General features: G+C 49.4%; 30 protein-coding genes. 9 read left to right on the forward strand and 21 right to left on the reverse strand.

The genetic code is table 11. The features are described 5' to 3' along the window. Positions 1–22: 22 nt before the first annotated feature. Complete coding sequence (locus ACSZLD_RS04905) at positions 23–310, forward strand: YggT family protein (protein ID WP_377907920.1); 288 nt, start codon at positions 23–25, stop codon at positions 308–310. 604 nt (positions 311–914) lie between these two features. Here the strand turns inward: ACSZLD_RS04905 and ACSZLD_RS04910 are convergent. Next, positions 915–1,289: a DUF1801 domain-containing protein gene (locus ACSZLD_RS04910; protein WP_377907919.1), complete on the reverse strand. Its 375-nt coding sequence runs from the start codon at positions 1,287–1,289 to the stop codon at positions 915–917. Positions 1,290–1,431: 142 nt separating this feature from the next. Between ACSZLD_RS04910 and ACSZLD_RS04915 the strand changes: the two genes are divergently transcribed. Both ACSZLD_RS04915 and ACSZLD_RS04920 read left to right on the forward strand, forming a co-directional pair. Further along, positions 1,432–1,563, forward strand: coding sequence for a hypothetical protein (locus ACSZLD_RS04915; protein ID WP_377907918.1), 132 nt, complete (start codon positions 1,432–1,434; stop codon positions 1,561–1,563). Positions 1,564–1,719: 156 nt separating this feature from the next. Continuing rightward, the gene (locus tag ACSZLD_RS04920) at positions 1,720–2,421 is read left to right on the forward strand and encodes a C40 family peptidase (protein ID WP_444684415.1); all 702 of its coding nucleotides are present in this window, start codon (positions 1,720–1,722) and stop codon (positions 2,419–2,421) included. Positions 2,422–3,122: 701 nt separating this feature from the next. Here ACSZLD_RS04920 and ACSZLD_RS04925 read toward each other — a convergent pair. From ACSZLD_RS04925 to ACSZLD_RS04935, 3 genes are all read right to left on the reverse strand, one after another. Beyond that, positions 3,123–3,320, reverse strand: coding sequence for a hypothetical protein (locus ACSZLD_RS04925; RefSeq protein WP_377907915.1), 198 nt, complete (start codon positions 3,318–3,320; stop codon positions 3,123–3,125). Beyond that, positions 3,317–4,168, reverse strand: a complete 852-nt coding sequence (locus tag ACSZLD_RS04930) for an STAS domain-containing protein (protein ID WP_444684639.1) — start codon at positions 4,166–4,168, stop codon at positions 3,317–3,319. Before ACSZLD_RS04930 ends, ACSZLD_RS04925 begins: the two co-directional genes overlap by 4 nt. Positions 4,169–4,248: 80 nt before the next feature. Then, positions 4,249–4,794 carry a cysteine hydrolase family protein gene (locus ACSZLD_RS04935; RefSeq protein WP_444684416.1) on the reverse strand — a complete coding sequence of 182 codons (546 nt, stop codon included), beginning with the start codon at positions 4,792–4,794 and terminating at the stop codon, positions 4,249–4,251. Between the two features lie 155 nt (positions 4,795–4,949). Here ACSZLD_RS04935 and ACSZLD_RS04940 point away from each other — a divergent pair, with 155 nt between their 5' ends. Both ACSZLD_RS04940 and ACSZLD_RS04945 read left to right on the forward strand, forming a co-directional pair. Next, entirely contained in the window at positions 4,950–5,228 is a 279-nt protein-coding gene (locus tag ACSZLD_RS04940) for a DUF4190 domain-containing protein (RefSeq protein WP_444684417.1), read from the forward strand. Positions 5,229–5,306: 78 nt separating this feature from the next. Beyond that, positions 5,307–5,582 (forward strand): hypothetical protein, encoded by a 276-nt coding sequence (locus ACSZLD_RS04945; RefSeq protein WP_377907911.1) that lies wholly within the window; start codon positions 5,307–5,309, stop codon positions 5,580–5,582. 47 nt (positions 5,583–5,629) lie between these two features. Here ACSZLD_RS04945 and ACSZLD_RS04950 read toward each other — a convergent pair whose 3' ends face one another. From ACSZLD_RS04950 to ACSZLD_RS04965, 4 genes are all read right to left on the reverse strand, one after another. Next, positions 5,630–6,766, reverse strand: coding sequence for a glycerate kinase (locus ACSZLD_RS04950; RefSeq protein WP_444684418.1), 1,137 nt, complete (start codon positions 6,764–6,766; stop codon positions 5,630–5,632). A gap of 26 nt (positions 6,767–6,792) precedes the next feature. Then, the gene (locus ACSZLD_RS04955) at positions 6,793–8,052 is read right to left on the reverse strand and encodes a GntP family permease (RefSeq protein WP_377907909.1); all 1,260 of its coding nucleotides are present in this window, start codon (positions 8,050–8,052) and stop codon (positions 6,793–6,795) included. 182 nt (positions 8,053–8,234) lie between these two features. Then, positions 8,235–9,263: a sugar diacid recognition domain-containing protein gene (locus tag ACSZLD_RS04960; RefSeq protein WP_444684419.1), complete on the reverse strand. Its 1,029-nt coding sequence runs from the start codon at positions 9,261–9,263 to the stop codon at positions 8,235–8,237. Between the two features lie 3 nt (positions 9,264–9,266). Then, a complete protein-coding gene (locus ACSZLD_RS04965; protein WP_444684420.1) occupies positions 9,267–9,464 on the reverse strand; it encodes a hypothetical protein in 198 nt (65 codons plus the stop codon). A 91-nt stretch (positions 9,465–9,555) separates the two neighbouring features. On the opposite strand from ACSZLD_RS04965, the gene ACSZLD_RS04970 reads away from it, so the two are divergent. Further along, a complete protein-coding gene (locus ACSZLD_RS04970) occupies positions 9,556–9,780 on the forward strand; it encodes a hypothetical protein (protein WP_377907904.1) in 225 nt (74 codons plus the stop codon). 161 nt (positions 9,781–9,941) lie between these two features. Here ACSZLD_RS04970 and modB read toward each other — a convergent pair whose 3' ends face one another. The 11 genes from modB to ACSZLD_RS05025 form a co-directional block, all read right to left on the reverse strand. Next, the gene (modB, locus tag ACSZLD_RS04975) at positions 9,942–10,595 is read right to left on the reverse strand and encodes a molybdate ABC transporter permease subunit (protein ID WP_444684421.1); all 654 of its coding nucleotides are present in this window, start codon (positions 10,593–10,595) and stop codon (positions 9,942–9,944) included. Continuing rightward, positions 10,592–11,332: a molybdate ABC transporter substrate-binding protein gene (gene modA, locus ACSZLD_RS04980; RefSeq protein WP_444684422.1), complete on the reverse strand. Its 741-nt coding sequence runs from the start codon at positions 11,330–11,332 to the stop codon at positions 10,592–10,594. Before modA ends, modB begins: the two co-directional genes overlap by 4 nt. Before the next feature lie 92 nt (positions 11,333–11,424). Next, entirely contained in the window at positions 11,425–14,487 is a 3,063-nt protein-coding gene (locus ACSZLD_RS04985; RefSeq protein ID WP_444684423.1) for a YhgE/Pip family protein, read from the reverse strand. Between the two features lie 512 nt (positions 14,488–14,999). Then, positions 15,000–15,662, reverse strand: coding sequence for an NAD(P)H:quinone oxidoreductase (gene wrbA, locus ACSZLD_RS04990; protein ID WP_377907900.1), 663 nt, complete (start codon positions 15,660–15,662; stop codon positions 15,000–15,002). 323 nt (positions 15,663–15,985) lie between these two features. Beyond that, positions 15,986–16,441, reverse strand: a complete 456-nt coding sequence (locus tag ACSZLD_RS04995) for a MarR family winged helix-turn-helix transcriptional regulator (protein ID WP_377907899.1) — start codon at positions 16,439–16,441, stop codon at positions 15,986–15,988. A gap of 128 nt (positions 16,442–16,569) precedes the next feature. After that, entirely contained in the window at positions 16,570–17,073 is a 504-nt protein-coding gene (locus ACSZLD_RS05000) for a hypothetical protein (RefSeq protein ID WP_377907898.1), read from the reverse strand. Between the two features lie 13 nt (positions 17,074–17,086). Beyond that, entirely contained in the window at positions 17,087–17,314 is a 228-nt protein-coding gene (locus ACSZLD_RS05005) for a hypothetical protein (protein WP_444684424.1), read from the reverse strand. Positions 17,315–17,485: 171 nt separating this feature from the next. Then, positions 17,486–18,301, reverse strand: a complete 816-nt coding sequence (locus tag ACSZLD_RS05010; RefSeq protein ID WP_377907896.1) for a GGDEF domain-containing protein — start codon at positions 18,299–18,301, stop codon at positions 17,486–17,488. Between the two features lie 222 nt (positions 18,302–18,523). Further along, a complete protein-coding gene (locus ACSZLD_RS05015; RefSeq protein ID WP_444684425.1) occupies positions 18,524–19,237 on the reverse strand; it encodes a hypothetical protein in 714 nt (237 codons plus the stop codon). Continuing rightward, a complete protein-coding gene (locus ACSZLD_RS05020) occupies positions 19,234–20,112 on the reverse strand; it encodes an ATP-binding cassette domain-containing protein (protein ID WP_444684426.1) in 879 nt (292 codons plus the stop codon). Before ACSZLD_RS05020 ends, ACSZLD_RS05015 begins: the two co-directional genes overlap by 4 nt. Beyond that, positions 20,109–20,486 carry a GntR family transcriptional regulator gene (locus ACSZLD_RS05025; RefSeq protein ID WP_377907893.1) on the reverse strand — a complete coding sequence of 126 codons (378 nt, stop codon included), beginning with the start codon at positions 20,484–20,486 and terminating at the stop codon, positions 20,109–20,111. Before ACSZLD_RS05025 ends, ACSZLD_RS05020 begins: the two co-directional genes overlap by 4 nt. 217 nt (positions 20,487–20,703) lie before the next feature. On the opposite strand from ACSZLD_RS05025, the gene ACSZLD_RS05030 reads away from it, so the two are divergent. From ACSZLD_RS05030 to ACSZLD_RS05040, 3 genes are read left to right on the forward strand one after another with little or no spacing between them, the layout of a single operon-like run. Then, complete coding sequence (locus ACSZLD_RS05030; RefSeq protein ID WP_444684427.1) at positions 20,704–21,246, forward strand: sigma-70 family RNA polymerase sigma factor; 543 nt, start codon at positions 20,704–20,706, stop codon at positions 21,244–21,246. Beyond that, entirely contained in the window at positions 21,236–21,643 is a 408-nt protein-coding gene (locus tag ACSZLD_RS05035) for a helix-turn-helix transcriptional regulator (RefSeq protein WP_444684428.1), read from the forward strand. The genes ACSZLD_RS05030 and ACSZLD_RS05035 overlap by 11 nt, the downstream gene beginning before the upstream one ends. After that, a complete protein-coding gene (locus ACSZLD_RS05040) occupies positions 21,640–22,956 on the forward strand; it encodes a permease prefix domain 1-containing protein (protein WP_444684429.1) in 1,317 nt (438 codons plus the stop codon). Before ACSZLD_RS05035 ends, ACSZLD_RS05040 begins: the two co-directional genes overlap by 4 nt. Positions 22,957–22,987: 31 nt before the next feature. Here ACSZLD_RS05040 and ACSZLD_RS05045 read toward each other — a convergent pair whose 3' ends face one another. Further along, positions 22,988–23,119 carry a hypothetical protein gene (locus ACSZLD_RS05045; protein WP_377907889.1) on the reverse strand — a complete coding sequence of 44 codons (132 nt, stop codon included), beginning with the start codon at positions 23,117–23,119 and terminating at the stop codon, positions 22,988–22,990. 319 nt (positions 23,120–23,438) lie between these two features. Beyond that, positions 23,439–24,005: a DUF4256 domain-containing protein gene (locus ACSZLD_RS05050; RefSeq protein WP_377907888.1), complete on the reverse strand. Its 567-nt coding sequence runs from the start codon at positions 24,003–24,005 to the stop codon at positions 23,439–23,441. Positions 24,006–24,020 lie beyond the last annotated feature (15 nt).

The raw sequence follows: 24,020 nt of genomic DNA on the forward strand, positions 1-24,020 counted from the left end.
AACAGATGAGAGGATGAACACCATGGGAATAGGTCAAACCATCTATGATATTTTCCAATATGCGTTTACTGCCTATTATATCGCTATTTTCTATTACGTTATTATGTCCTGGGTACCGGCGCTCGGAGAGAATGTTGTAGGGGAATTCGTGCATAAGATCGTTAATCCGTACGTGGAAGTGTTCCGAAAAATCATTCCGCCACTTGGCATGATTGACATCAGCGTCATTTTCGCCCTGATTGCTTTCCGCTTTATACAAATGCTGGCGCTCAGCGGACTTGCAACGATTCTGAATACGCTTGGTATTTAAGGAAAACACGCTGCTTCCACATTGGAAGCAGCGTGTTTCAAAGTGTGGATAAAGTCATTTTAAGTGAATAACGTTGCACCTGCCTGCATCTGCGGACACTCGCTTTCCTGAGGGAACGGGCTCAGCTAACCGCTCCCTCCTGCTGTCCGAAGCGCTGGATCTTCGCCTCGTTCCGATCCTCCTGGAGTCGAGATCCTTCGACGTCGGCAGCTGGCAGTACGGTTCATATGTGTGGTTAGGCCTGCACGATCGGCTTCCATACAGATTGAACCTTCCCTATGCGACGTTTCGATGTTGAACAGGGATGCCAATTCTTCCTACAATTCCGTATAAAAGGTAAAAAAAGCGGTCGCACCTGCCTGTCGTGACGTTGTTCTCCACGAACCAGAGCCGTTTCCCCGATGTGTCCGGCGGGGACGCCCGTGGGATCAGCGCAGTCTGAAGATCCTTTCTCAGGGGTCGCCCTGTGAGAAATAGCTGAAGGCCAGCCCACGGCAGGCTCGGTAAGCGGAGGGGAAATACAATCAAACGAACAAATATGTAAGTTGAAAGACTTTTTCAACAGCCTGACACGCTGCTTCCACATTGGAAGCAGCGTGTTTTATTAACAGCCGACGTCTTCTCCGCGTCTGGCTTTTGCTACGGCAGCGGCTATAAATTGTGGCAATCCTGTATCCTCCAGGTCTATGGCGCGGCTGATTCGAATACAGCTCTTGCCTACCGAGAAGTCCTCCAACAACTTTTTCTCAGGATCAACTTTTTCGATACATCCAGCATAAACGCTCACATATGCCTTCTGAACACCAACATGGAACAGGCGCGTCATGCCAATACGGTACATGAGCATACCGTGCTCGATTTCTTCTTTAACTGCTTTGTGGGCCAGCATTTTTTCCCTGACTGCCAGAAGCTGATCCCGTCTCCAGTCATCAGGCAGCTTATTCACATATTCTTCCGGGCTTTCTGCTTCCAATTTCATATCGGGAGGCCCCCTTTTTGTAGGTTCTTTCATTCTATCACAGTCGTAAGCGCTTCCCCCAATATTATCCATTGTCTCTCACAATTTTCCGCTGGTTTTTCTTTGTAAAAGGAGTAAGATCAAAAAAAAGGAGATGGTGAAGATGGCAACCGTTCACGTTATGATGTTAGTCAGACAGGCGATGATCGCACTGGCAGGCGCTGCAGGAATAAGCATTTTATTTTTCCAGGGAATTGAATTTATAAAGGCGCTCATCTCTGTTCTTCATCAATAGCGATTACTGGCTCACCACACCGACTGGACGATCCAGTCGGTTTCGTTGCTTTACTAGTCTATACGGCTCATTTTTTCGTTTTGGCTGCATAGATACGGCAGTCATGCCGATAAAATGGAAAAGACCGTTTTGCAGCGGATGAAAGGGCGTACGAGCATGACGATTATTTCCTCCGGCGGACCAATGACTCCGCCTCAGACAGCGATTCGTTCCACTTCCTACGGTGACCGCAGTGATTTCGTTAAGGAACTGCAGCAGCTCTTGGCGGATAAAGGTTACAACAAGCGCTCCAATGTGGACGGTATTTTTGGTCCGATTACAAAGCGAGCCGTCCAGAAATATCAGCAGTCTGCAGGCATCTCGCATGCAAATGGAAATTTCTTCGGCACAGCAGGTCCTAAAACACTTGGCTCCCTCGGATTGTTTCAAGCGGGATCGAGCTCTAAATCAACGGCCTCTGCCCCTCAAACAGAGACAGCATCTGTTCGGGAGAGCTCGGACGGAAGCTTTGCTGAGCGGGTAATCGCTTCAGGCAAATCACATATGGGCACACGCTACGTCTGGGGCGGTGATACACCTTCCGGATTTGACTGCAGCGGATTTATCCAATACGCCTTCAAAGAAAACGGAAAAAACCTTCCACGTACAGTCGCTCAAATGTGGGATGCCGGAACGCGCGTTGATAAGCCGCAAAAAGGCGATCTTGTCTTTTTTGAAACCCGCACCGGGCCTTCCCATGCAGGCATTTATCTCGGGAATAATAAATTTCTGCATTCCGGCGCCTCCACCGGCGTAACCGTCACGAGCATGGATAACAGCTATTGGAAGCAGCGGTATCTAGGTGCCAAAAGCATGTAGTCCATCACGATAAAGAGGCCTGCGATCACAAGGATCGCAGGCCCAGGCTGTTGAAAAAGTCTTTCAACTTTTTCCCTTCTGCTTGCTGAGTCTGCCGTGGGCTGGCCTTCAGCTATTTCCCGTACGAACGGAAGAACGGCACAGGAGGCTGGCGCATTAGAATGGCGCGGCTTCACTCGGAAACAGGCTTCTCACGAGAAGCCTTCAAGAGCCAGTCCGGCTCCGCTCGATCGTTAATGCCGTTCACAGATCTGAACGGCACGGTATCTTCAAACTGCTTGTTGCGCCTCCGCCGGACACATCGGAAAAGTGGCTCTGCTTGTTGGAGAACAACGTCATAATAGGCAGAAGCGACGGCTTTTTTACGTTTATTATGAAATCGATGAAGGACGTACATCTCTATTTGATATCGAAACGTCTCATCGGGAAGGTTCTATCTGAACGGAAGCCGATCGTGCAGTCTCAAGCACGTGAAACATGCTATCAGCTGCCGACATCGGAGGACCTCGACTCCGAGAGGATCAGAACGAGGCGAAGATCCAGCGCTTCCGACGGAAGAAGGAAGCGGTTAGCTGAGCCCGTTCCCTCCTGAAAGCGAAGGTCCGCAGATACAGGCAGGTGTAAGGTTATTCACTTAAAAATACGTTACCGACACTCTGAGCCTGCGATCCTTGTGATCGCAGGCCTCTTTATTGCAGACATTACCGTTTAATGAGCATCGCCTGTAAGCAGCTGAAAGCTCCTACGCCGAAAAAGACTGGCAAAACGCCCAGCTGCCAGTCAGCTTCACCGCCGCGGAAAACCATGTGAATCCAGCTGTCCAGTCCGGCAAGGATAGCAATGGGAATCGACGCTGTCATCAGCGCACACCAGCTTTTGTATTTCGCTGAATCCGTCACGCTTGATCCGCCTCTTTCGAAATATATAAGCCCGCCATCTTTAAAGCAGCCTCTAAATTGGGAGCAGCTTGCGTATCCTTCAGCATGTCATTATCCCGTTGATGCATCGCCGTCTGCGGACTGATGCCAGTTAGGACCGTACCTGCGCCCATCAGATTAACAGCCTGAATTAAGCGAATCAGGACATCCGGGAACTGCTCGTTTATCGTTACTAATCCTGACAAATCAAGAATCACGTAATCAAGCTGCCGTTCTGCGGTTTCCTTAAGCATTTCCTCCATGAGCTTTTCTGCGCGTTTTTCATCAATAATGCCCTGGACAGGTAAAACCGCGACGCCTTCTGTGATCGGTATAACAGGCAGGTTCAAGTATGACAGGTTCACCTTTGTTTCATCGAGTTCAATGATATGGGATAGCAGCTCAGCCATCGCTTTTAAGTACGAAATATCTTTATTTGAAAAATACTTTTCTTCTTTATCTAACGCACATAGGGTGCCGAACACCTCTCCCGAGCGATTACAAAGCGGGACGCCGAGAAATCCTCGTGCGTCGAGCTCTTCTGTTATATCCATTTCTCTGGTTGACTCGTTGCCCCTCAAATCACCTGCTTGAAAATCTCCGCTGCCGCTTGAAAGAACGTGCGAGCAGTATGCTTCCTGGTAAGGAACTTGGAATCCCTCCGGAACGATCTCAATATCCCGATTATAGACGCTGAATACATGCATCTGATCGCCGTTTTTCTTTACGATATAGACAGAGTTCATGTCCAGCTCCTGTGCTATCAGCTTGAACACACGCTGTGAGACAACATGAAGAGAAGAAAACTCCCCCTGCGTCAAATTGTTCATTACGGTCACGCTGATCCCTCATCTCTTCCTGGTCTTTACCCATTATAGAGTCTATAAGAAAGAAAAGGCAAATCATCCATTTAGAAGGCTGTCGTCAGCAATTCTTCCGTTGTCACGACGCGCCCAAACTCATTGTGCAGCGTTGCAAGTGACACGGTATGGATCGTATGAGGGTCTATCAGTGTCCCGTCCGCACCGCGGAGCTCAAATGCCGCGGTTGCATCCGCTACGACATACGTGTGAAACCCGAGATTGCCGCTCATTCTGACTGTTGTGGAAATGCAGTGCTGAGTCGTCAAACCGGCAACAACGATAGTGGAAATGCCTTTAGAGCGCAGCCATTCTTCCAGCTCTGTACCGATAAAGGCGCTGTTGACTGTTTTTCGAAATACGGCTTCATTTACCTGCGGCTCCCGCCCTTCCTGCACCTTTACCCCTTCACCCTCTGAGTAAAATAGCGAGTCCGGGTTTTCAGAGGTATGATGGATATGAATCACCGGTCGAGATGCCTCTCTCCATACGGCGAGCAAGGTACGCATATTATCCTCGGCGTGCTCATTATTCCGCTTTCCCCAGGATTCGTCATGAAACGCACGCTGAACGTCAACTAGCATCAATGCCTGCATGTTGATCCCTCCTTGATTTCTGCTGTAAAACGCCTTTTCCTCTTTTCTGTCTGTTTCACACCTGAAGCTTGCGGGAATAAGGTGGATAAAGAGAAGCGGCTGCTGAATAAACCATTGTATGTTTAGCAGTTGCTACAGATACGGGGGAAGTTTATATGGAGTTGGAAGAGCAGCAGACGAACAGCCGCGCACTGATGGCACTGATTTTCGGCATTTTATCGATCGTTTTGTTTCTGCTACCGATCGGCGGCATTATTTTTGCGCTGCTGGGAATTGTCCTCGGTTTTATCGGCAGACGGGAAACACGGGCAAACTTGGAGAAAGGCAGCGGTCTTGCGCTAGCGGGGATCATCTGCGGAATCATTGGTCTTCTCATTCCTGCAGCGATGGCTGTTCTTGCTTTCTTTTTCTTCAGCGGACAGCTCCCGGTTTAAGCAGAGCAGATTCGTTTATCGGCAAAGATGCCTCATGTATAATAAGGGAAACGTCCCGGTTGAAAGAGGAGGTCTCATATGAATACAATCGAACTTCGTCAATCAATGAACAGCAAAGCGCTGATGTCGATTTATCTCGGGGTCTTCTCCCTGTTGATGTTTTTTATGCCGGTCGTCGCGCTGACATTAGGGACATTGTCCATTTTTCTAGGATTAACCGGACGCAAAGAAGCCCGGGATCTTACACAAAAAGGAGCCGGAACAGCCGTTGCAGGAGTTGTCTGCGGTGCATCTGCCATCGTACTGACCGTTATGCTGCTCGGAGCTGTTATGTCAAGCTCTATCACTTATTAATCATGATAAACTCCGCTGCGGCAGTGCTGCAGCGGAGCTTTTTTATGCTAACAAAATTTCATAAGCCGTGCGATGTTTTCGGCTGTACGGGCTACATTTTCGGCAGCATGCTCCTGCAGCTCCTCCAGCTCAGCAGCTTTATCCACGGTACTGAAGACAGCATCGATGCCGGCGTTAAAAACCGTTTCATAGCCAGGCTCGACGCATCCGCAGAGCGCGATGACCGGCACGTCGGTACGCTGTTCTTTCGCCAGCTTCGCGACGTGAATGGGCGTTTTACCGTAGACGGTTTGATGATTAATACCGCCTTCTCCGGTAATGACGAGATCAGCTTGCTGCAGGCTCTCTGCAAGATCCGTAACGTCTGCTACGATGACGGCTCCTTTTTCCAGGCTGCTAGGTAAAAATCCAAGAAAGGCTGCCCCTAGTCCGCCTGCTGCCCCTGCTCCTGCAGGACGATCCAAATCCATCCCGAGCGTTTTTTGTGCGACTTCGGCAAACTGCTTCAACGCTCGATCCAGCACCGCTACTTCCTCTTCCCCGGCCCCTTTTTGCGGGCCGTATATGGCGGAGGCGCCATCTGGTCCTGTCAATGGATTCTCCACGTCGCAGGCGATGCGGAAACGGCACTCCTTCAGCCTGTCATCCAAGCCTTCCAGTTTAATCGCGGCGAGATCGGCTAGTGCCGCTCCGCCTTCAGGAAGCTCTTCACCTTCCTGATTACGAAAAGAGGCGCCGAGTGCGCGCAGCATGCCGGTGCCTGCGTCATTTGTCGCACTTCCGCCGATGCCGATAATAAATTCCCGTACTCCGAGATCAAGCGCATCGAGAATCAGTTCACCTGTGCCATACGTTGAGGCGTGCAGCACGTCCTGAGGACCACAGGCTGAGTAATGAATTCCAGATGCTTCCGCCATTTCCATAACAGCTGTTTTTCCGTCAGCAGAAACGGCATAGGAGGCGTCGGTTTTTTCCCCAAAGGGATTGTGAACGGTCTGCTGCATCCAGCTTCCGCCAACTGCATCAACTAACGCAGTTACCGTCCCTTCCCCTCCATCTGCCATCGGTTTCACTGTAACGTGTGCGTCCGGCATAACGCGCAGAATGCCCTCTTTGCAAGCTTCACCAGCTTCCAGGGAGCTGAGCGAGCCTTTATATGAATCAGATGCTATGACAATATTCATGAACCATGCTCCTTCCAATCATCAGTTTAAAACAGGGAGAACACTCCGAAGATTAATGTCGATACAGCGGCGAGCGTAAGACCGACAAGAGACTCATACGGGATCAGCTTTAAGCGTTCCTGAATTGACATCAGCACACTTCCTGCCGTCGCATGGAAAAAGCTTCCGTGCGGCATATGGTCCAGAACGGTCGCCCCGGCGTGCAGCATGGCGGCTGCAGCCAGACCCGAGACTCCAAGCTCCAATAGCGTTCCGCTGAATACTTCCGCAGCGACAACAGATCCCGCTGTCGTTGAGGCCGTAGCACCGGACATGAAAATGCCGGATACCGGCGCAAGCGCATAGCTTGGCAGACCAAGTGTCTCAATACCGGAGATCAATACGTACTGAAGACCGGAGTTTGATATGATCCCGGCGATCGCGCCGGTACCGAGCAGCAGAACCGCAACTGCCGACATTTTGCTGAGGCCGGTTACGATAAAGGAGTTAATCTCACGTGCTTTCCCCATCGCAATGGCACCAGCCAGACCGCCGGCAGGCAGTGCAAGCATCGGGTCAATTTCAATTCCTGCAACTGGACGCAGCACGAGCAGAAGGATCGCGACTGCCGGTGCAACAACTGCTAGCCCCACAGGCGGAAGCACTTTGTCTTCGCCCTCTTTGATGTCTTCAAAGTTTACATACGTGCCCTTATGTTTCAATCGTTTAGCAATTAAATACGTCACAAACACACCGAAGATGGCTGGAATAATTCCGGCTGCCATCACGGACGTCAGTGGTACATCGAACGCCTCTGATACGGCGATCGTGTTCGGGTTCGGCGACATGATATTCCCTGCCTTACCACCGCCGACCATTGCGAGAAGAACAGCCGTTTTAGAGAGCTGTGCTTTATGTGCAATAACGAGTGCGATAGAGGCTACTGTAATGACTGCGATGTCGACAAAGACGCCGACAGCTGTGAGTGCCATCGTCGCTAAAATCAGCGCAAGCAGCGCTTTTTTCTCACCAAGCTTTTGAACGACCGCTTTTGCGATCGATGCCGCTGCCCCTGACTCGATCAGAACACCTGCAAGAATCCCGGCTGCAAGTATGCGCAGCACAGCTGGTATGATGCCTTCTGCACCAGATATCATTAAATCAACCGTCTGTCCCAATCCTGCTCCGCCAGTCAGTCCCCCGACGAGCGCTCCGGCTACGAGTGCGTAAACGGGCGGAACCTTCCTAAGTATTAAAACGATCGCAAGCACCAATCCGATTATTGCTCCTAATGCAGTAACTGGCATCGCGCTTCCACTCCTTCGTTATCAGTCTACGACTAATTGTAAGCGGTTGCGAAAACGCTGTCATTGTTCATTTGACTAAAATAAATGAGAAATAAAGAAACTTTATTGGTCTTTTAGTATATTTGTCTACAAAAGGTCATTAAAAATACCCCCGCCAGCCGTTGGTCGGGGGATAAACCGATTTAATTGCTGCGAGTCCGCAGCATATCAGCGTACAAATATAACAGCTCTTTTAACTTCCTGGGATCACGCCCGCTTTTTTCCCGGATGCGTCCGAGCCGGTATTGAAGCGTATTGCGGTGGATGTGCAGGACAGCTGCCGTATCCTGGAGACGGCCGTTTTGCGCCACATAAGCCGAAAGTGTTTCTGTAAGCTCTTCGTCAAGCGGCCACGGCGGGACCCCTTTGTCCATTTTACCGCTTTTGTATAACAGCACTTCCAAATCTACGTCTCGGTAAAGTAAAAACGATTCGTGCTGGTTCGGCAGTGAGGCTGCAGACAAGGCAAGCTCGGCAGCCTGCGGCAGATCGTGCACGGAAACAGGAGGTCCAGCCGCTGCCTGAAAGCCGGAAACCGAGCGGAATCGAACATGAATTTCCCGTTCTGAACCGGCCCTCACGATAACGAAGAGCCTGCCCTGACGCACACAGAAGAGTTCATCCTTGTAGAGAATCGGCTGAATCGTCTGCTTCACGTGCTCAGGCTCCGGATCGGTGAAGCAGATGACGGTGCGCGGGCCGTCCATTGAGATATTCAGCCGCTGCAGCCTCTCTGCCAGACGTCCGGCCGACTGTTCGGCATCAAGCAGCTGCAAAGCCGCTTCTTCACGCATGCGTTCGTCGACCTGCATATCACGAAGCAGCACAGCCTGCTCCATCATCATTTCTGCTGTCATGACGACGAGCCTGCCGAAGCTGCGTACATCGTCCGGCGGACCAGTGATCCCGATCACAGCAGCAAGCGCTCCATTTTGAAAAGCCGGCAGATTGATCCCCTGCACCGCTCCCTCCCAAAGCCCTTCCTCTTCCTTCGTTATCTCAACTACCGTTCCTTTTTCGCGGACTACTCTCGCCGCCTCGTGCACCGTCCCGATCCGGGAGGCATTTCCAGAGCCGATAATGGTTCCATCCGGCCTGATAACATTAATATTGTAAGGCAGAATTTCCATCGTCCGTGCCACGATCTGCTGTGCCGTTTCCGATGTAATCATCGCTTAGTCTCCCCTATGCTGATTTTCTTCCTCTGCAAAATCGGTACATTTGCTTTCAATCGGCTCAAAACCTTTACCCTTTTGTATGTAGCGACCGATGTTGGAGCGCTCAATTCCGTTTTTCACAGCTAGCTCGATTGTTTTATAAAGAAGCAGCAGGCCTCCGGCACTTGCAGCGATAATCATCACTATGTCTGTCATTGCAGTTCCCCTTTCTACAATCGGAATCATTACGGAATAAATCTTTACCTTTACGATTGAAATGCTTATCATAGAAGCAGTACCATCTTTAATGAATGGAGCGATGATGATGAAGCGGCTATCCAGTCAGCCTGCAGCGTATTTTGTTTATTTATCCGTACTATTCTTTACAGCACTTGTGGTGCTTGACTTGCTCATTTTTAACCAGCCGGTTAACGTCGTGCAAAATATCGGTTTTTCCGTGATCGGTGCATGTTTATTTATGATCGTTAAGTTTTGGCACTTATTCCCCGGCACGAAAAACAAACAGGATTAGCTTTTGCCTGAAAGGAGGAGACGCTGATTGTCTACGTTTGTATTAAGCGGTCCCCTCATTATCGCGGGATTCATCGGACTTATTATTCTCAGTATTTATCTCGTCCGGCGCCGACGTTAAAGCGCCAGAAGCCGGCTGATGCCGGCTTTTTTCGATTGTTGCTACACCCGCTTTTTGAGCAAGACGGTCGTCATAAACAGGATCGCAATCGTTACAGCGCTCAGCACGAGCACCATCAGGTGGGCTTCCTGCATGCGGTTGGCCTGCACTGCGTCATATACAGCTATCGACAGCGTCTGTGTTCTGCCGGGAATATTGCCGGCAACCATCAGCGTTGCACCGAATTCTCCCATCGCTCGTGCGAAGCCCAGCACGAGCCCTGCCAGCATGCCGCGGTAAGAAAGCGGGACCATAATATGACGAAACAGCTGCCACCGTCCTGCTCCATCAAGCATCGCGGCTTCCAGACTGTTCCGGTTCACCGATTCAAATGCCTGCTGCATCGGGCGGACAATCAGCGGCAGTGCCGCAACGGCTGCAGCTGCGACAGCTGCATACCACGTGAACACGATCGGCGAACCGACCAAGGCTTCAAACATTTGTCCAATCCAGCTGTTGCGGCCGAGCAGTACGAGCAAATAGTAGCCTAACACCGTCGGCGGAAGCACGAGCGGCAGCGTGATCAACAGCGAAACAAGCTCGGTCAGCTTCGTCTGACGGACAGCGAACCACCAGGCGAGCAGTACTCCGGCTGCAAAAGCCAAAGCGGTGGCTGCCGCTGCGACTTGGAGCGATAAGAGCAGCGGCCCCGTCATGAAGCATTCTCTCCAGGCTTAAATCCGTAAGCTTGAAAGACGGCCTGCACCTCAGCCGACTGCAGGTAGTCGAGAAACTGGCCGGCTTCCTCCTGCTTCCCGGATTGCACGAGAATGGCTGCCGTCTGGATAATTGGCTCATGCAGCGCTGTATCAAGCTCGATATACGGCAGCTCGCTGTCCTGCATCAGGCTGAGCGCCGCAAATCCAGCATCGACTTCTCCGCTTTCCACGTATTGGAGCGAGGTGCGCACATCGTTGGCGTAAATAAAGGAATCGCTCAGCTCTTCCCAGATCCCTTCAGCCTGCAGCACATCATGCGCTGCTCTGCCATAGGGCGCATGCTCAGGATTCGGAATCGCCGTGCGCAGATCTTCCTCTAAAAGCGTATGTACCGATTCGTAGGGTGCTGATTCGGTCCCAGACACGAGTGTCACCACCCCTTCGGCGATGCCCGTCCCCTCTGAAACAAAGCCCCCCTGCTCCAGTCTCGTTATGTATTCCTCCTCACCTGCAAGAAACAGCTCAAAAGCTGCTCCCTGCTCGATCTGCTGCGTCAGCTGGCCGGTCGCTCCAAAACTGAAAACGACAGCAGTGCCCGTTTCTGCTTCATAGGAAGCTCCGATGTCAGTCAGTACGTGATACAGCCCGGAGGCTGCCGCTACGTGAATTTCCTCCTGCTCCTCCCCGCAGCCGGCAAGCAGCAGAACCGCTCCCCATGCCAAAGTATGTCTCATAGCTCCACCTTCCAATTTTCTTATCTCCCGTTATTCTACCGGAAAATACCCGTCAGTGGAACTGTTCGCCCGCTGGCGCAACACCAGCGTCATTATTCGATCAGTCTGCTCGCTTTCGATTTATCTGCGGTTGCCTGGATCCTCGCTGCAAGCTTAGGCTTCAGCAGCAGACCAATGACAATCGTGACCATACCGCAGCCAGCCAGAATCGTCAGGCTGAACCCTGCTGCGGACCAGACAATGCCTCCCACTGCCTCCCGCAGCAGATCAATCGCATACGTGAACGGCAGAAATGGATGGATCGTCTGAAAGAAGGAAGGCGTGACTTCAATAGGAAAGGTGCCGCCTCCCCCGGAAAGCTGGAGCACGAGCAGGACGATGGCCAACGCTTTCCCGATGTTTCCGAGAATGGAGGCCAGTGTATAAACCATTAGCATGAAAATCACAGCGATGACGACGGAAAACACCGTGAACCAGAGGCTGTGTGCGCTGTACATACCAAGGATCGCCATGTTGCCGATGCTGACGACGAGCCCTTGCAGCACCGCTGTTATCAGGAAGATTCCCATGCGCCCCAAATAAATATCACGCTCCGTATATTCAGGTCGGCGGTCAGGTCCGTGCAAATTCGTGCTGACCAGATTCACGAGCAGCAACGCTCCTACCCAGAGGCTTAGTGCTGTGTAGAACGGTGCATTTGCGGATCCATAATTCGGAATCGGAAAAAGGCTCTCTTCCTCCATCGCTACTGGATTTGCCAAAAGCTCTGCCTGTTCATACAGATCATTTCGGAGAGCGTCAATCATCTCCTGTACGGTTTCGTTATCTTCTAACGCCCGCATACGGTCCGCTGCTTCCACCAGTCCTGCCTCTGCCTCTGGAAAATCTTCTTTTGCCATCGAGGCCGCTTCGCCGATCGTTTCTTCAACCTTTGGCATGTTTGTCTCTAAAAGAGCAGCTGCATGGGCATATCCATCCTCCACCTTCGGCCAGTCTTCTTCTGCAAACCGGATCATCCGATCAATCCGTTCTTCGGCAACCGGAAGCTGCACCGATAAAAAGGAGGAAAAGGAGCTGACTGCCTGTTCGATATCCGGATATGCCTCACCGGCAGATTCCGTCGCTTCAGCCCAGCTGTCAGCAACAGCAGGAAGCTCATCCTTACCCGTGTTTACTGCGATCCTTGCCGTTTCGACTACGTCCTCAGCTGTAGCCAGTCCGACCACTGCCTGATCTAAATACGTTTCTGCTTCACGAAAACGGTCTTCCTGATCAAGCGTTTCCCGAACAGACGCAAAAGCAGCGGCGATTTGGTCAGGCGCCTCTTCTGCCACATAGCGCTCTGCTTGCTGAATCCGGTCCAGTTCGTCATTTGCCCGCTCGGCCGCATCATCACCTGCCTGCTGAATGTTCCCCAACGAAGCCTGCGCCTTTTCTAGCGGCTCGACTGATGCGGCATCGGTTTCTTCTATCCAGCGTATCGAGTCTGTCAGAATGAATTCTACTTCATCGGCTAGCTGCACAATCTCAGCAGCCGAAGCCGTCTCGACTGACTGCACAAAGTCACGAAGCGCTTGCTGCGGCACGTGTATAAGCTCTAGTGCCTGCTGCTCCAGCGCATCAACCGCTCCCATGACGGCTTCTTCCAGCGCTGCCTCCTGAGGCAGCGCTGCTCGTTTCTCCTGAAACGAAGCCAGCGCTTGCTCTGCTTCTTCGGCGAGCGCAGTCAGTACAGCATTTTCACGATCTGCTTCGACGGTTCGCAGGCTTTCAGCTGCCTGCTCCATTGCTGCTTCTAGTTCATTAAGACTCTCCGTGAGTGTATTACCCGAAAGGTCAGAATCCAGCTCCGGTTTCGGCAGGGAAGCGTCATCTATGTCTGCCAGCAGACTGTCCGCCTGCTCCAGTTTCTCCTCTGTCCACTCCCCAGCCGCCTGCACCTCTTCAAGCAGCTCCACTGCTTCTTTGGCTAAAGCGGCAGCTTCATCCGGAAGCACGTCCAGTTCGATTGCCTGCAGGGCATCAAGCTGCTCCTCTGCAGCCGCGGCCGATTCCAACGACTGTTCCAGCAGCTCGCTCACGCCCGAAAGAATTGTCACCGAGGTTTGACGCCCCAGCTCTGCCTGCTGCTCCAGCAGGTGCGCCCGTTCCTCCAGCTCTCCAAGCGCTGCCTCTGCAGAAGCAAGCTCCGCTTCAATCTCCGGCACGACTGCGTTTCCGCTTGCAATCACCGCCTCCACACCGCTCAGATTATCTGATATGCCTTGCAGCTCTGCTTCTGCCTGTGGAAACCTGTCATTGATTCGTTCCATCGAGTGAATGACGCGCTCCAGCTGCGGGAGCATCTCTTCCACTTCTTCTGCCGTATCAGCAGCCTCATACATGCGCGGAAGCTGGTCCTCCAAGTGATAAAGCTGTGAGAATGCCTGCTCTACGTCACTCCCCATGTGTTCAAGCTCGAGAAACCTCACTGCCATTCCGTCAATATCCTCCCAGCCATCGTCAATCTGGACGAGAAGATCGGCCAGCTCTTGAAGCTCGGGCAGTGCTGCTTCCATCTCATAGACGGTGTCTGCCATCGTCCTCAACGTCGGAAGCTCATCTTCCAGTCTGAGGCCGAGACGATCAAACTCCTCTAACAGCGCTGCAGAAGATGCCTCGACAAAGCTGTCGTTAGTCTGCTGGGTAATGGTTGTGGCCCCCGTTTCCGTCATAGTCGGGGCAATCGCATTGATCTTCTCGTTCACCTCATAGCGCACCGCCGCATTCGTATCCCCTTCCTCCACTAAGCGGATGGTTTCTTCTGAGAAAGGCGGATCCAAATAAACGCTCGCATAAACGTCACCCCGGCGCACCTGATCATGTGCCTCCTGCCGGGACATGAACTGCCAGTCCAGTTCGTCGTTCGTTTGCAGTTCCTCAACTAGTTCATCTCCAATATGTACAGACTCACCTTCAAACTCTGCCCCCTCATCCTCGTTCACGACGGCGATCGACACTTCACTAGTATTCGAATAAGGGTCCCAGGCAGCGCCTAAATTAAACCAGGCGTATAGAGCCGGCAGCACTGCCAGTCCGACTAGCAAGATGCCGACCAGGGGCACTCGTTTAATGTTTTTTAAATCTTGTTTGATAATTTGCTTCGCATGCTGCATGGCTGATCCTCCCGTTTTTAAATGAATGATGATTCATTATACGGAAGTTGCGTGCGATGTGATTCAGTTTTGACGTGACGAATTTGTGAACTTTATAACGCTCTTTGTTTTTTCACAGTATTAATTTGCTGCGTTTTTCGTTCAGAAACAAGGATGTAATCAGCTTGTAACCTCGTAAAACGTTTTATGAAAATAACTTCCGGGAATAGTTCTCTCAGAAACTCAGCACGAAAGGAGGAGTCTCGCATGACTGCCGTATACATTTTAAGCGGACTCGGATACTTAGGTACACTTGTTTTTTTACTTAACCTGGACGGTTAATAATCTGTTATGTAACGTGAAGATGCGACAGATCGGAGCTGTAATCGACGCTTAGAAGCTGCCAACTGCTTCATCATTATGACATGGCAATGATCTACAAGCATTCGGCTTAAAAATGCTTTTCTCTGGAAGCAGTAAAAAACCCCTTCCGCATGATAAAAAGCGGAAGGGGTTTTTATTGGTACTATTGCTTAGCTGTTCATGCCTGCTTTTACCCAGCCTGCAACTTGGACCGTACGCTTTGCCTGGTATTTGACGCCGTCTGCTACGTCGTCAGCCATCTTGCCGTCCTGGCCGACTGTCACGCTGATACCGTAAGGGTTACCGCCGGATGCGAACTGTACAGGATCGGAATACCCTGGTGATGCGATAATCGCTCCCCAGTGGTGCATAGTTGTGTACAGGTTAAGCAGTGTGGACTCTTGTCCGCCGTGCGGATTTTGTGCAGAAGTCATTGCACTGACTACTTTGTTGACGAGCTTGCCCTGTCCCCAAAGCGGACCAGTTGTATCGAGAAACTGCTTCATCTGTGAAGGAACGTTACCGAAACGGGTCGGTGCACTGAAAATGATGGCATCTGCCCACTCGAGATCGTCGTTAGACGCTTCCGGTACGTGCTGGGTTTCATCAACGTGCTGCTGCCAGCCTTCGTTCTGCTTAATAACTTCTTCCGGAGCCAGCTCCTTTACTTTAAGCAGCTTTACTTCTGCTCCTGCACTTTCTGCTCCTTCTTTTGCCCACTGTGCAAGCTGGTAGTTCGTACCACCCATACTATAATAAACAACTGCTACTTTTACGTTTTCCATGTCATCCATCTCCTTTGATTTTCCAAATAGTTTATCCATTAACCCCATGCTCTTCATCCTTCCTGACGCCCGATACTTCACTTTCATACTTCTCTAATTCGAGATGTAACGTGCAAAAGATCCGCCGGCAGTCACTGTTGCTGCAGGCCGGCTTTCAGCTGACCCCTCCCTTAAGTGATGTACATGTCTGCTTACGAGATTTATCATACCATCAGATATATTCCGAATTCAAGATATTTCTCTAAAAAATTTTAAATAACTTTAAAAAATATAGCGAGGGGTGTTTTTATAGCAACACTATTACTTCTACCACTGGAAACAGATTGTTAAACCTAAAAAAGCAGCGGGAACAAAAATGCTCCGCTGCCGGTTCAACTGTATGCTTCTGCACTGTGGCCAATCTTCTTTAGCAGGTCAATCAGCTGTTCTTTCTCCTGCCGCTCCAGGCTGCTGCAAATATCATCAATAGCTTCCCGATGCTTTGGAAAGATGCGGCCCATCAATTCTGTACCTGTTTCGGTAAGAACAGCAAAGGTGACCCGCCGGTCTGTTGGACACGGCTTGCGCAGCAGGAGCTTTTTTTGTTCGAGCTTATCCACAACGTACGTGATGCTGCTGCTTGCAATCAGGACTTTGTCTCCGATTTTCTGAATCGGCTGCTCGCCTTTGTTATACAGCAGTTCCAGAACGGCAAACTCTGTCGTGTTGAGCCCGTGGCGCTTAATATCTTCCTCTACTTTCTTTTTTAGAGACTGATTCGCTCTTGTCAGGACGACAAACAGCTTGAGCGACAGTTCTTCCTCAATTCGGTCATTCTGCTTCGTCATGGTGATCATTCCTTTATCTCGAATTCGAGGTAAGTATATCCTGTTGCCGACCTCTCGTCAACGACCTGCCCCAGCTGCTGGCATTATGTTCGATAAAAACAGCTGCATGCGATGATCCGCAGCAGCTGCTACTCCGTCGTCCAATCTGCTTGCTCCAGGCTTGACACGAGCTCCCAGAATTCGTCTTCCTCCATATGGGATACCGCTATACGTGTCCCTTTGTTTTCCTCCGTCAAGTCAGCCATCATCTGTTTATCGATGAAATGATACGAATGATGCCCATCAGCATGATTAACATAATAGCGGCCGATCAGCGATCCTTTTTCTACGATCGAGAGTTCTGGTGAATCGGCATACACGTCTATGCCGTCTTCCAGGTACATGCGGAAATGATCAGCCATCAAGTCGCCGTACCCGTGCTGCAGATCCAGCTTCCGCTCCCCGTCCACCTCTTCGTATGTCTCTGATATGCTTCCGGGGTGGACTTCCATCGAAGCCTTCTCAAATAAGTCGGATTCGAGCACGTAGACGCTTTCTCCTGTATCTTCTGCGTAAGCCTGCATCTGGTTTTCTTCCTGAAGCGCACACCCTGCCAGCAAGACAATGCCGATAGCTCCAGCAGCTGTTTTCATGTTTTTTCCTCCTCTATCCCATGACGTTCAAGATCCCGAGCATCAGCCAGACGGCAGCAAAAAATCCGAAGAGCCAGCGAACGTAAGGAAGCTGCCGGCCTCCCTCCTGAGCAGGTGCTGCGGCTAGTAAAGTAAACAATAAGGCAAGCACAAAGTATCCTGCCGTAAATGGGACATCCATAACAATATAGATCAGCAGAAACAAGCCTGCTGCAATTGAAATTATTGTACGAAACTGCATCCATGCCCCTCCTGACTTAAGCGTAACATATGGAAGTCATCTTCCATCGTGAGAAAATGTGGTATTTTTCTAAGCAGCTGTGCGGACGAATCAGCTTCAGTATACCGCAGAATGACGTATGCAGCACCGCTGTTTACCACATCAAAAAACCTGTCGTTAAAGACAGGTCGGTCAGCTGATGGTAGATTCTGCACGTGCCTGCTTTGCTTCGTACATCCGCTGATCTGCTATTTCCAGTATCGAGGAATAGCTGCTTAAACTTCCGTTAAAGGAATGGGAGCCTAAGCTCCAGCTGAGCTGATACGGATGTTCACCGATAAAGAACGGTGCAGATAACGTCTGTGTCAGCTGCTCGTTCAGCCTTTCTTCGCTCATCTGCTCATCTGAGATTAAGATGAATTCGTCACCGCCGTACCGGAAGGATCTAGTGGCGATGGACCGGTCCAGTTGCTGCAGCCGTCTGCCAATCTCCTGCAGCAGCTGATCGCCGGCCGCATGTCCGTAAGTATCGTTCACTTTTTTGAACTGATCGAGATCAATAAAAAACAGTTTCCTTTTTTCTGCTTTTTCTGCGAACATTCTGTCGAGCGCTTCCCGGTTCGGCAGTCCTGTAAGCCTGTCGTGCAGCATACTGTAATCTTTTTGTTCGAGTGAGGCAATCGTCCGGTTCAGCGCGTCGGACATCGTGCGGACGACATCCGTTCCTGAGTACTGGGAACGTGCTTGATAATCACCATTTCGCACACGGTCCAGTACTTGTTGAAACATCGAGGTGCATCCGATGATAAACTGCCGTGCTACGAGAAAGTTCAGCAGTCCGAGCAGCACACCTGCTGAAACAGCAAATCCGGTAAAAAACGTTCGTGACTCCGTTGGAATGGGAATGATCGCCGGTACGACGATGGAAAACACAATACCAACTGCAACACCAAGCAGCATATAAGCAGTAAACAGTTTTGTAACATAGCTTTGGAATCGCATATGCATGTTCCTTTCCAGCCGTCTCTCTATTCGCTGATGTCATTAGTATAACGTACCATATACACGACCGCAAAACTTTTGTATCATCTTTTTATAACGCTTATGTACTAGTTTTACCCGCTATCGCAATTGTTAAACTAATTATTGGCAGAAATACTTCGTCTCTATTAAGTCTTTTTTCCTATAAATAAAAAGCGTCCTGCCAGCAGGACGCTTTTACATGTCGTTTCACTTTACCTTTACCGGTATATTATAGACTGCTTTTCGGATGCCTGTTAGTGCGGCTGCCCCGAAAAGCAGACTGACTGCTGCTGCAAGCCATGCCCCCTGCGCCAGATTCAAATCGAAAAAGGCGGATAGAAATGGCACTGGCATGTCCAAGTTCCAAAACCGGTCCGTTACGGTCAGAATTACGAGAGCTATGGCGATAGAGGCAAACCCGCCACTCAGCTGCCAGCGGTAAAATCCGACGCTGATGATCCATCCGGCTAAATAGTAAATAAACGCCGTTAGCATGTATGCGGGAAGCAGCGCTGCTTCCATTCCCCAGCTGAACGGTCCTCCAAAACCAAGCAGCACGGACAGAAGCGGACTTACTGCAAAGCCAACTGTATTCACGAATGCGACCAGGAGCAGCGCGGACGTAATCGACGCTTTGTAATAGCTCCTTCTCGTCACCCCGAAGCCGACAAACATCTCGAGAAAGGCGTAGCAGGACATGATTCCAATGACGAGCATGAAGATATTCATGGCATTCCAGACAAGTTCATGAAAGCCGAACGTGATCAATCCCGTTTCATTAATAAAGCCTGCAAACGCCGGTATCCTCAGCATGATGTGTGCTCCGATATATCCAATCAAAACGACTCCTAAAAGCCAGGCCGCCCACGTTCCCTGCATGATGCTTAGATCACGGGCTGCTTTCTTCCACTGTGCTTTCATGATGCTTGTCCTCCTTTGCCGGTCAACTGAATAAACAGATCCTGCAGCGCCACCTGTCCGATATCCAGGCTGTCCTCATAGGCTCTCGCTGTATCCGCTGCAGTCAGCTCTTCAAAAATCATCACCGATTTGGTTCCGCCGAGCCGCTGTTCGCTGATCACATTGCGGCCTGCAGCAAACGCCTCCACCCGCTGATGATCACCAGTCACGGAAAACCCGCGCTCCAATAGGGCATCTACCGGTTCATCCAACAGCATTCTGCCTTCGTGGATCATCAGCACGTGATCGAACAAGTAATCCATCTCTGACACGAGGTGCGTCGACAGAATGATAATCCGCGGATGCCGCTCCTGCTCATCAAGCAGTTCTTTATAAAACGTATCTCGCGTCGGGGCGTCCATACCGCTGTATACTTCATCAAAAATTGTCACCGGCGCTCTTGAAGCGAGTCCTAGCGTCACGTTCAGAGCTGCCTGCTTACCAGTTGAGAGCTTGTGTACCGGTTTATCAAGCGGCAGCTCCAATTTCGCAGCGAGCTTTGTTGCATACTCCAAGTCGAACTGTTCTTGATACCTGGCCGCCAGCTTCAGCAGGACGAGTCCGGTTTCCGTTTCATCCGAATAATCCGTTTCATAAAGAAAGGCTACTTTCGGCATCAGCGCTTCGTTTTCAAACGGTTCACTGCCGTTAATGAGAACCTTGCCGCTGTCAGCTTGACGATAGGACGCAAGTACAGACAGCAGCGTCGTTTTCCCAGCACCGTTCCGGCCGATCAGGCCGTAAATGCTTCCCTGCTTCATGGTAAAGCTAATATCATGCAGCACTTCCTCGTTTTTAAATGACACGTGAAGATTTTCTGCTTGCAGGAGGGTCATCGTGCACCACCTCCCCATCCCTGTCGAATCAGTTCGAGCAATTCCTGCTCCGATAAACCGAGCATATCTGCTTCTTTGATCATCGGTTCAATGAACGCATCCTGAAATGCCTGCTTTCGCTGCTGCAGCAGCCTGCTTCTTGCCCCTTCCTCGACAAACATGCCAACCCCTCTTTTCTTATAAAGTATGCCTTCTTCTACCAGCTGATTGACTCCTTTTGCGACCGTCAAATGGTTTACTCGATAAAACTGGACCAGCTTATTCGTCGATGGAACCTGGTCATGCTCCTTAAGCTGTTGATTTACAATTTGATCCGCGAGCCGTTCCTTAATTTGCAAAAAAATCGGCCTGGAATCATCCAGCGATCCACTCATACATGCCACCGCCTCTGTTAACCTATAAGGTTATATAGTTATGTATATAAGTATATATCAAAGCTGCTGCGCTGTCTATAAGAGCTTTCATGCTGAGGAACATGATTGACTACCCGAACACTCTTGGAATGATTACTGGTTTATCTCCAACAAATAAGTTCCATCTATCAACCAAATTTGAGCTGGCTTCGTCTACACTAAAGAGGAGGTGAAAAAAATGGAATCTTCGGATGCACTTGATATAACCTTACCGATAGACCGCTCATTAATGATTGAGGAACTGATGAATGAATATGGGGATGCCATCGTGCGTCTGAGCTTTACATATACAAAAGATGCTGCAGCTGCAGAAGACTTAACGCAGGAAATATTCATAAAATGTTATGAAAAGCTACCGACATTCAATCAGCAAGCTTCGCTCAAAACGTGGTTATTTAAAATTGCCATAAATCATTGCAAAGATCACGTGCGGAGCTGGCACTTCAGAAAAGTTGCCTTGTTTGATAAGCTTCTTCCTGGCCAGACTAAGCCTTTAGAAGACGATATCATTAGCAGAGAAGAATCAAATGCGCTGGCATCAGCTGTTATGAAGCTGCCTATACCATTAAGGGAGGCCGTTTACTTTCACTATTATGAGGAATTAACGGTAAAGCAAATTGCTGAGTTAACGAATGGAAACGCAAATACAATTAAGTCTCGATTAAAAAAGGCAAGGGAACGATTAAGAGGATTAACAGGGGGATATTATTATGAAGAATAAGCTGCAGCAATCGTATCTTAACCGACTTTCTTTTTCGAATGAAAGAAAACGTTCTGTACAATCAGCTATTAAGGAAAAACAGGCTATGGAATGGGCGGATTTTCAAACATCCAGTATCACTGCAATTCTTTATTCGCTTGAACAGGAAGCAAAGGATGGCTTCACGATCTCTTCTGCCTTATTAAGCGATTCTCACAGTCATTTTCATCATAACGAAGCAGATATTTACACACTTCTTCATTTACTCGAAGAAAAAGGATGGATTGAGGGGCAATGGGACGAAGAAACACGACGTTATCAATTAACTTTTAGAGGCAGAAGAACGGCAGCTAAGTTAAAAGAAAAAAGCCGAAGTGTACACAATCAGGTCAAACAATTAGTAAGGATACATCTATGAATGATCAGATTCGCACCTACATTGACTCTGTGTTAAATCATATTGATTTTAAAGATGCGCATGTTGGTATTCGTGCTGAATTGGAAGCTCATTTACATGCGCTTATCAGGACATACAAGCTGCGCGGGTATTCCGAATCCGCATCTATTGAAAAGGCAGTATGTCAAATGGGCAGTCCGGTCCGCACTGGAAAAAGCTTAAATAAGATTCATCGCCCAAAAACGGATTGGTTGCTTATCAGTTTAATTGTCATATTATTAGGAATTGGACTTGTAATTGCTTATTTTGTCGAGTCATGGGACTCTGCATATCCTGCCTATTACATGCTGGTAATGCAGGCAGACTTGTACGGACTAGTTTTGTTGACAATAATAGTAACGATCTTAGTTCCCATCCAAAAATTGCTACGATACTGGTCTCTCTTTATCCTAGCTGCACTGATCATAGGCATGTTTGCAACTGTAAAAGGTATTTCAAATTCCGGTTCTCTTGTCTTCTTATCTGTCTTTGATATTTTTTATCTAAACGTGCCTGCTGCACTATCACTTTTATTTCTATTAGGTTGGTCTGGCCTGCTTTCCAGTATAAGACACGCTAGTAAACGAACTCTTTTCCTATATATAACAATGGTGTGGATGACTATTAGTTCTTTTTTAATTCTGCCTAATTTGATTTTAGCAGGACTATTTTTATTGCTTACAACTGCAGGAACTATGTTCACCCTAAAAAATATCCGTTATCGATTAACCTTGTTTTCAACTACTTGGCTGCCAGTGATGATAATCGTATTCTATTTTTCTTCTAGCTATGGCTATGCAGCAGAACGTTTGAATGGGATTTTTACTTGGGGGAGTGATACGTATCACGCTCAATATATCCCGACCATTTTATCTCAAGCGAAATGGATAGCTGGTAATTCGCACGCAGGAATCAACAGTGATACATTTTATTTACTTCCCTTTGACTATACATTTTTATTTGTTATACATTATGGCGGAATTCTATTTGCACTATTTACTTGCATGCTCTTGCTGTTGATTGTGAGTAAACTACTTTGGAATATTAACGCTGTTACATACTATCCTTTGAGAATAATTGGCTGGGGTGCTGTCTTTCTGCTTGTTTTCCCTATTCTTTGGAACCTTTTAACAAGTTCAGGTCTAGTCGCAGCCACTTTTCTACCAATGCCTTTTATTACTCCAGGTTCCTCCATGCAAATCTATTATGCTGCACTGTTCGGCATTGTCATTAATATACATCGGCAGCGGTTTGTTCTATTCAATGAGAGGCAATTAAAAGAAGCTTCCGAGTAAATAATTACTCCAAAGCTTCTTCTTTCGCTGCTTATTGAAACGCTGGAAAACCGATGACAAAATGGACGATAAGAAAGACCACGATCATGAGGCCGAAGCCGCCAAAAAGACCAGCAAATGCTTCTCTGACCGTTTCTTCCTCTTCCGTTCGTTTTTTACCCACGATTTTCTCCTCCTCTCCCGTTAAAATGGGAAAGTGCTGTTTCGTCTAGTAAACAACAAAGCGCCTGTTATAAACAGACGCTGAGGACCTATTTCCTGTGTAACATTGTGAAGGCTACCAGGGAATCAGCGGGCCGATGAGAAGCAGGCCGACGATGAGACCGATAAAAAAGACGACTACGTAAAAGAACACGGGCTTCCCTTTCATGCTGCACCTCTCCTCTCCAGCAGACAGTTGTTGGGGACGCGGCAGTATGGGAAGGGTCTGCTTGGGTGTGGTTTTTCTTCATGTACCCTTTAGAAAATAATGACAAACAATTCTACACTTCTAATGCAGTGCGGAAGCCTCGTGCAGCGTAGTAAGAGTCTGCCCCATTGTGGTAGGTGAACACATGGCCGTAACGGCGGTCCCCAAAAAGCGCTCCGCCTCTGCTGCGGATATCTGCCGGCGTGTCCAGCCAGCTGGATGTTTTCTGATCGACGTGCTCTTTTTCCTGCAGCTGCCGGTACTGATTTTCCGTCAGCAGCGTCACGCCCATTTCGCGGACAAGATCGACGGCACTGGTTTCCGGCTTGTATTTTTTTCTGGACTCCAGGGCTTCCCTGTCATAGCAGACGCTGCGGCGTCCTTTCGGGCTTTCCGCGACAAAGTCCATGAATAAATACGTGCTGCGTTCCGGTACGTAGCAAAGAACGTCCGGCTCTCCGCCGGTTCGCTCCATTTCCGAAAGCGCAAAGCATTTCTGCGGATCCAGTTCGAGCTTCTGTTGAATACCTTCCCATTTCAATCCTTCATGCCGATGCATGTTTTCTTCAAACCGCTGCTTCAGTTTTTCCAACAGTACAGAGCGTGCCTCTTCTGTTAGCTTCGACGTGTAATCAGCCATTTGCATTTCCTCCAG

This window comes from Alkalicoccus luteus (assembly GCF_052061695.1).
Lineage (GTDB): Bacteria > Bacillota > Bacilli > Bacillales > Salisediminibacteriaceae > Alkalicoccus > Alkalicoccus luteus.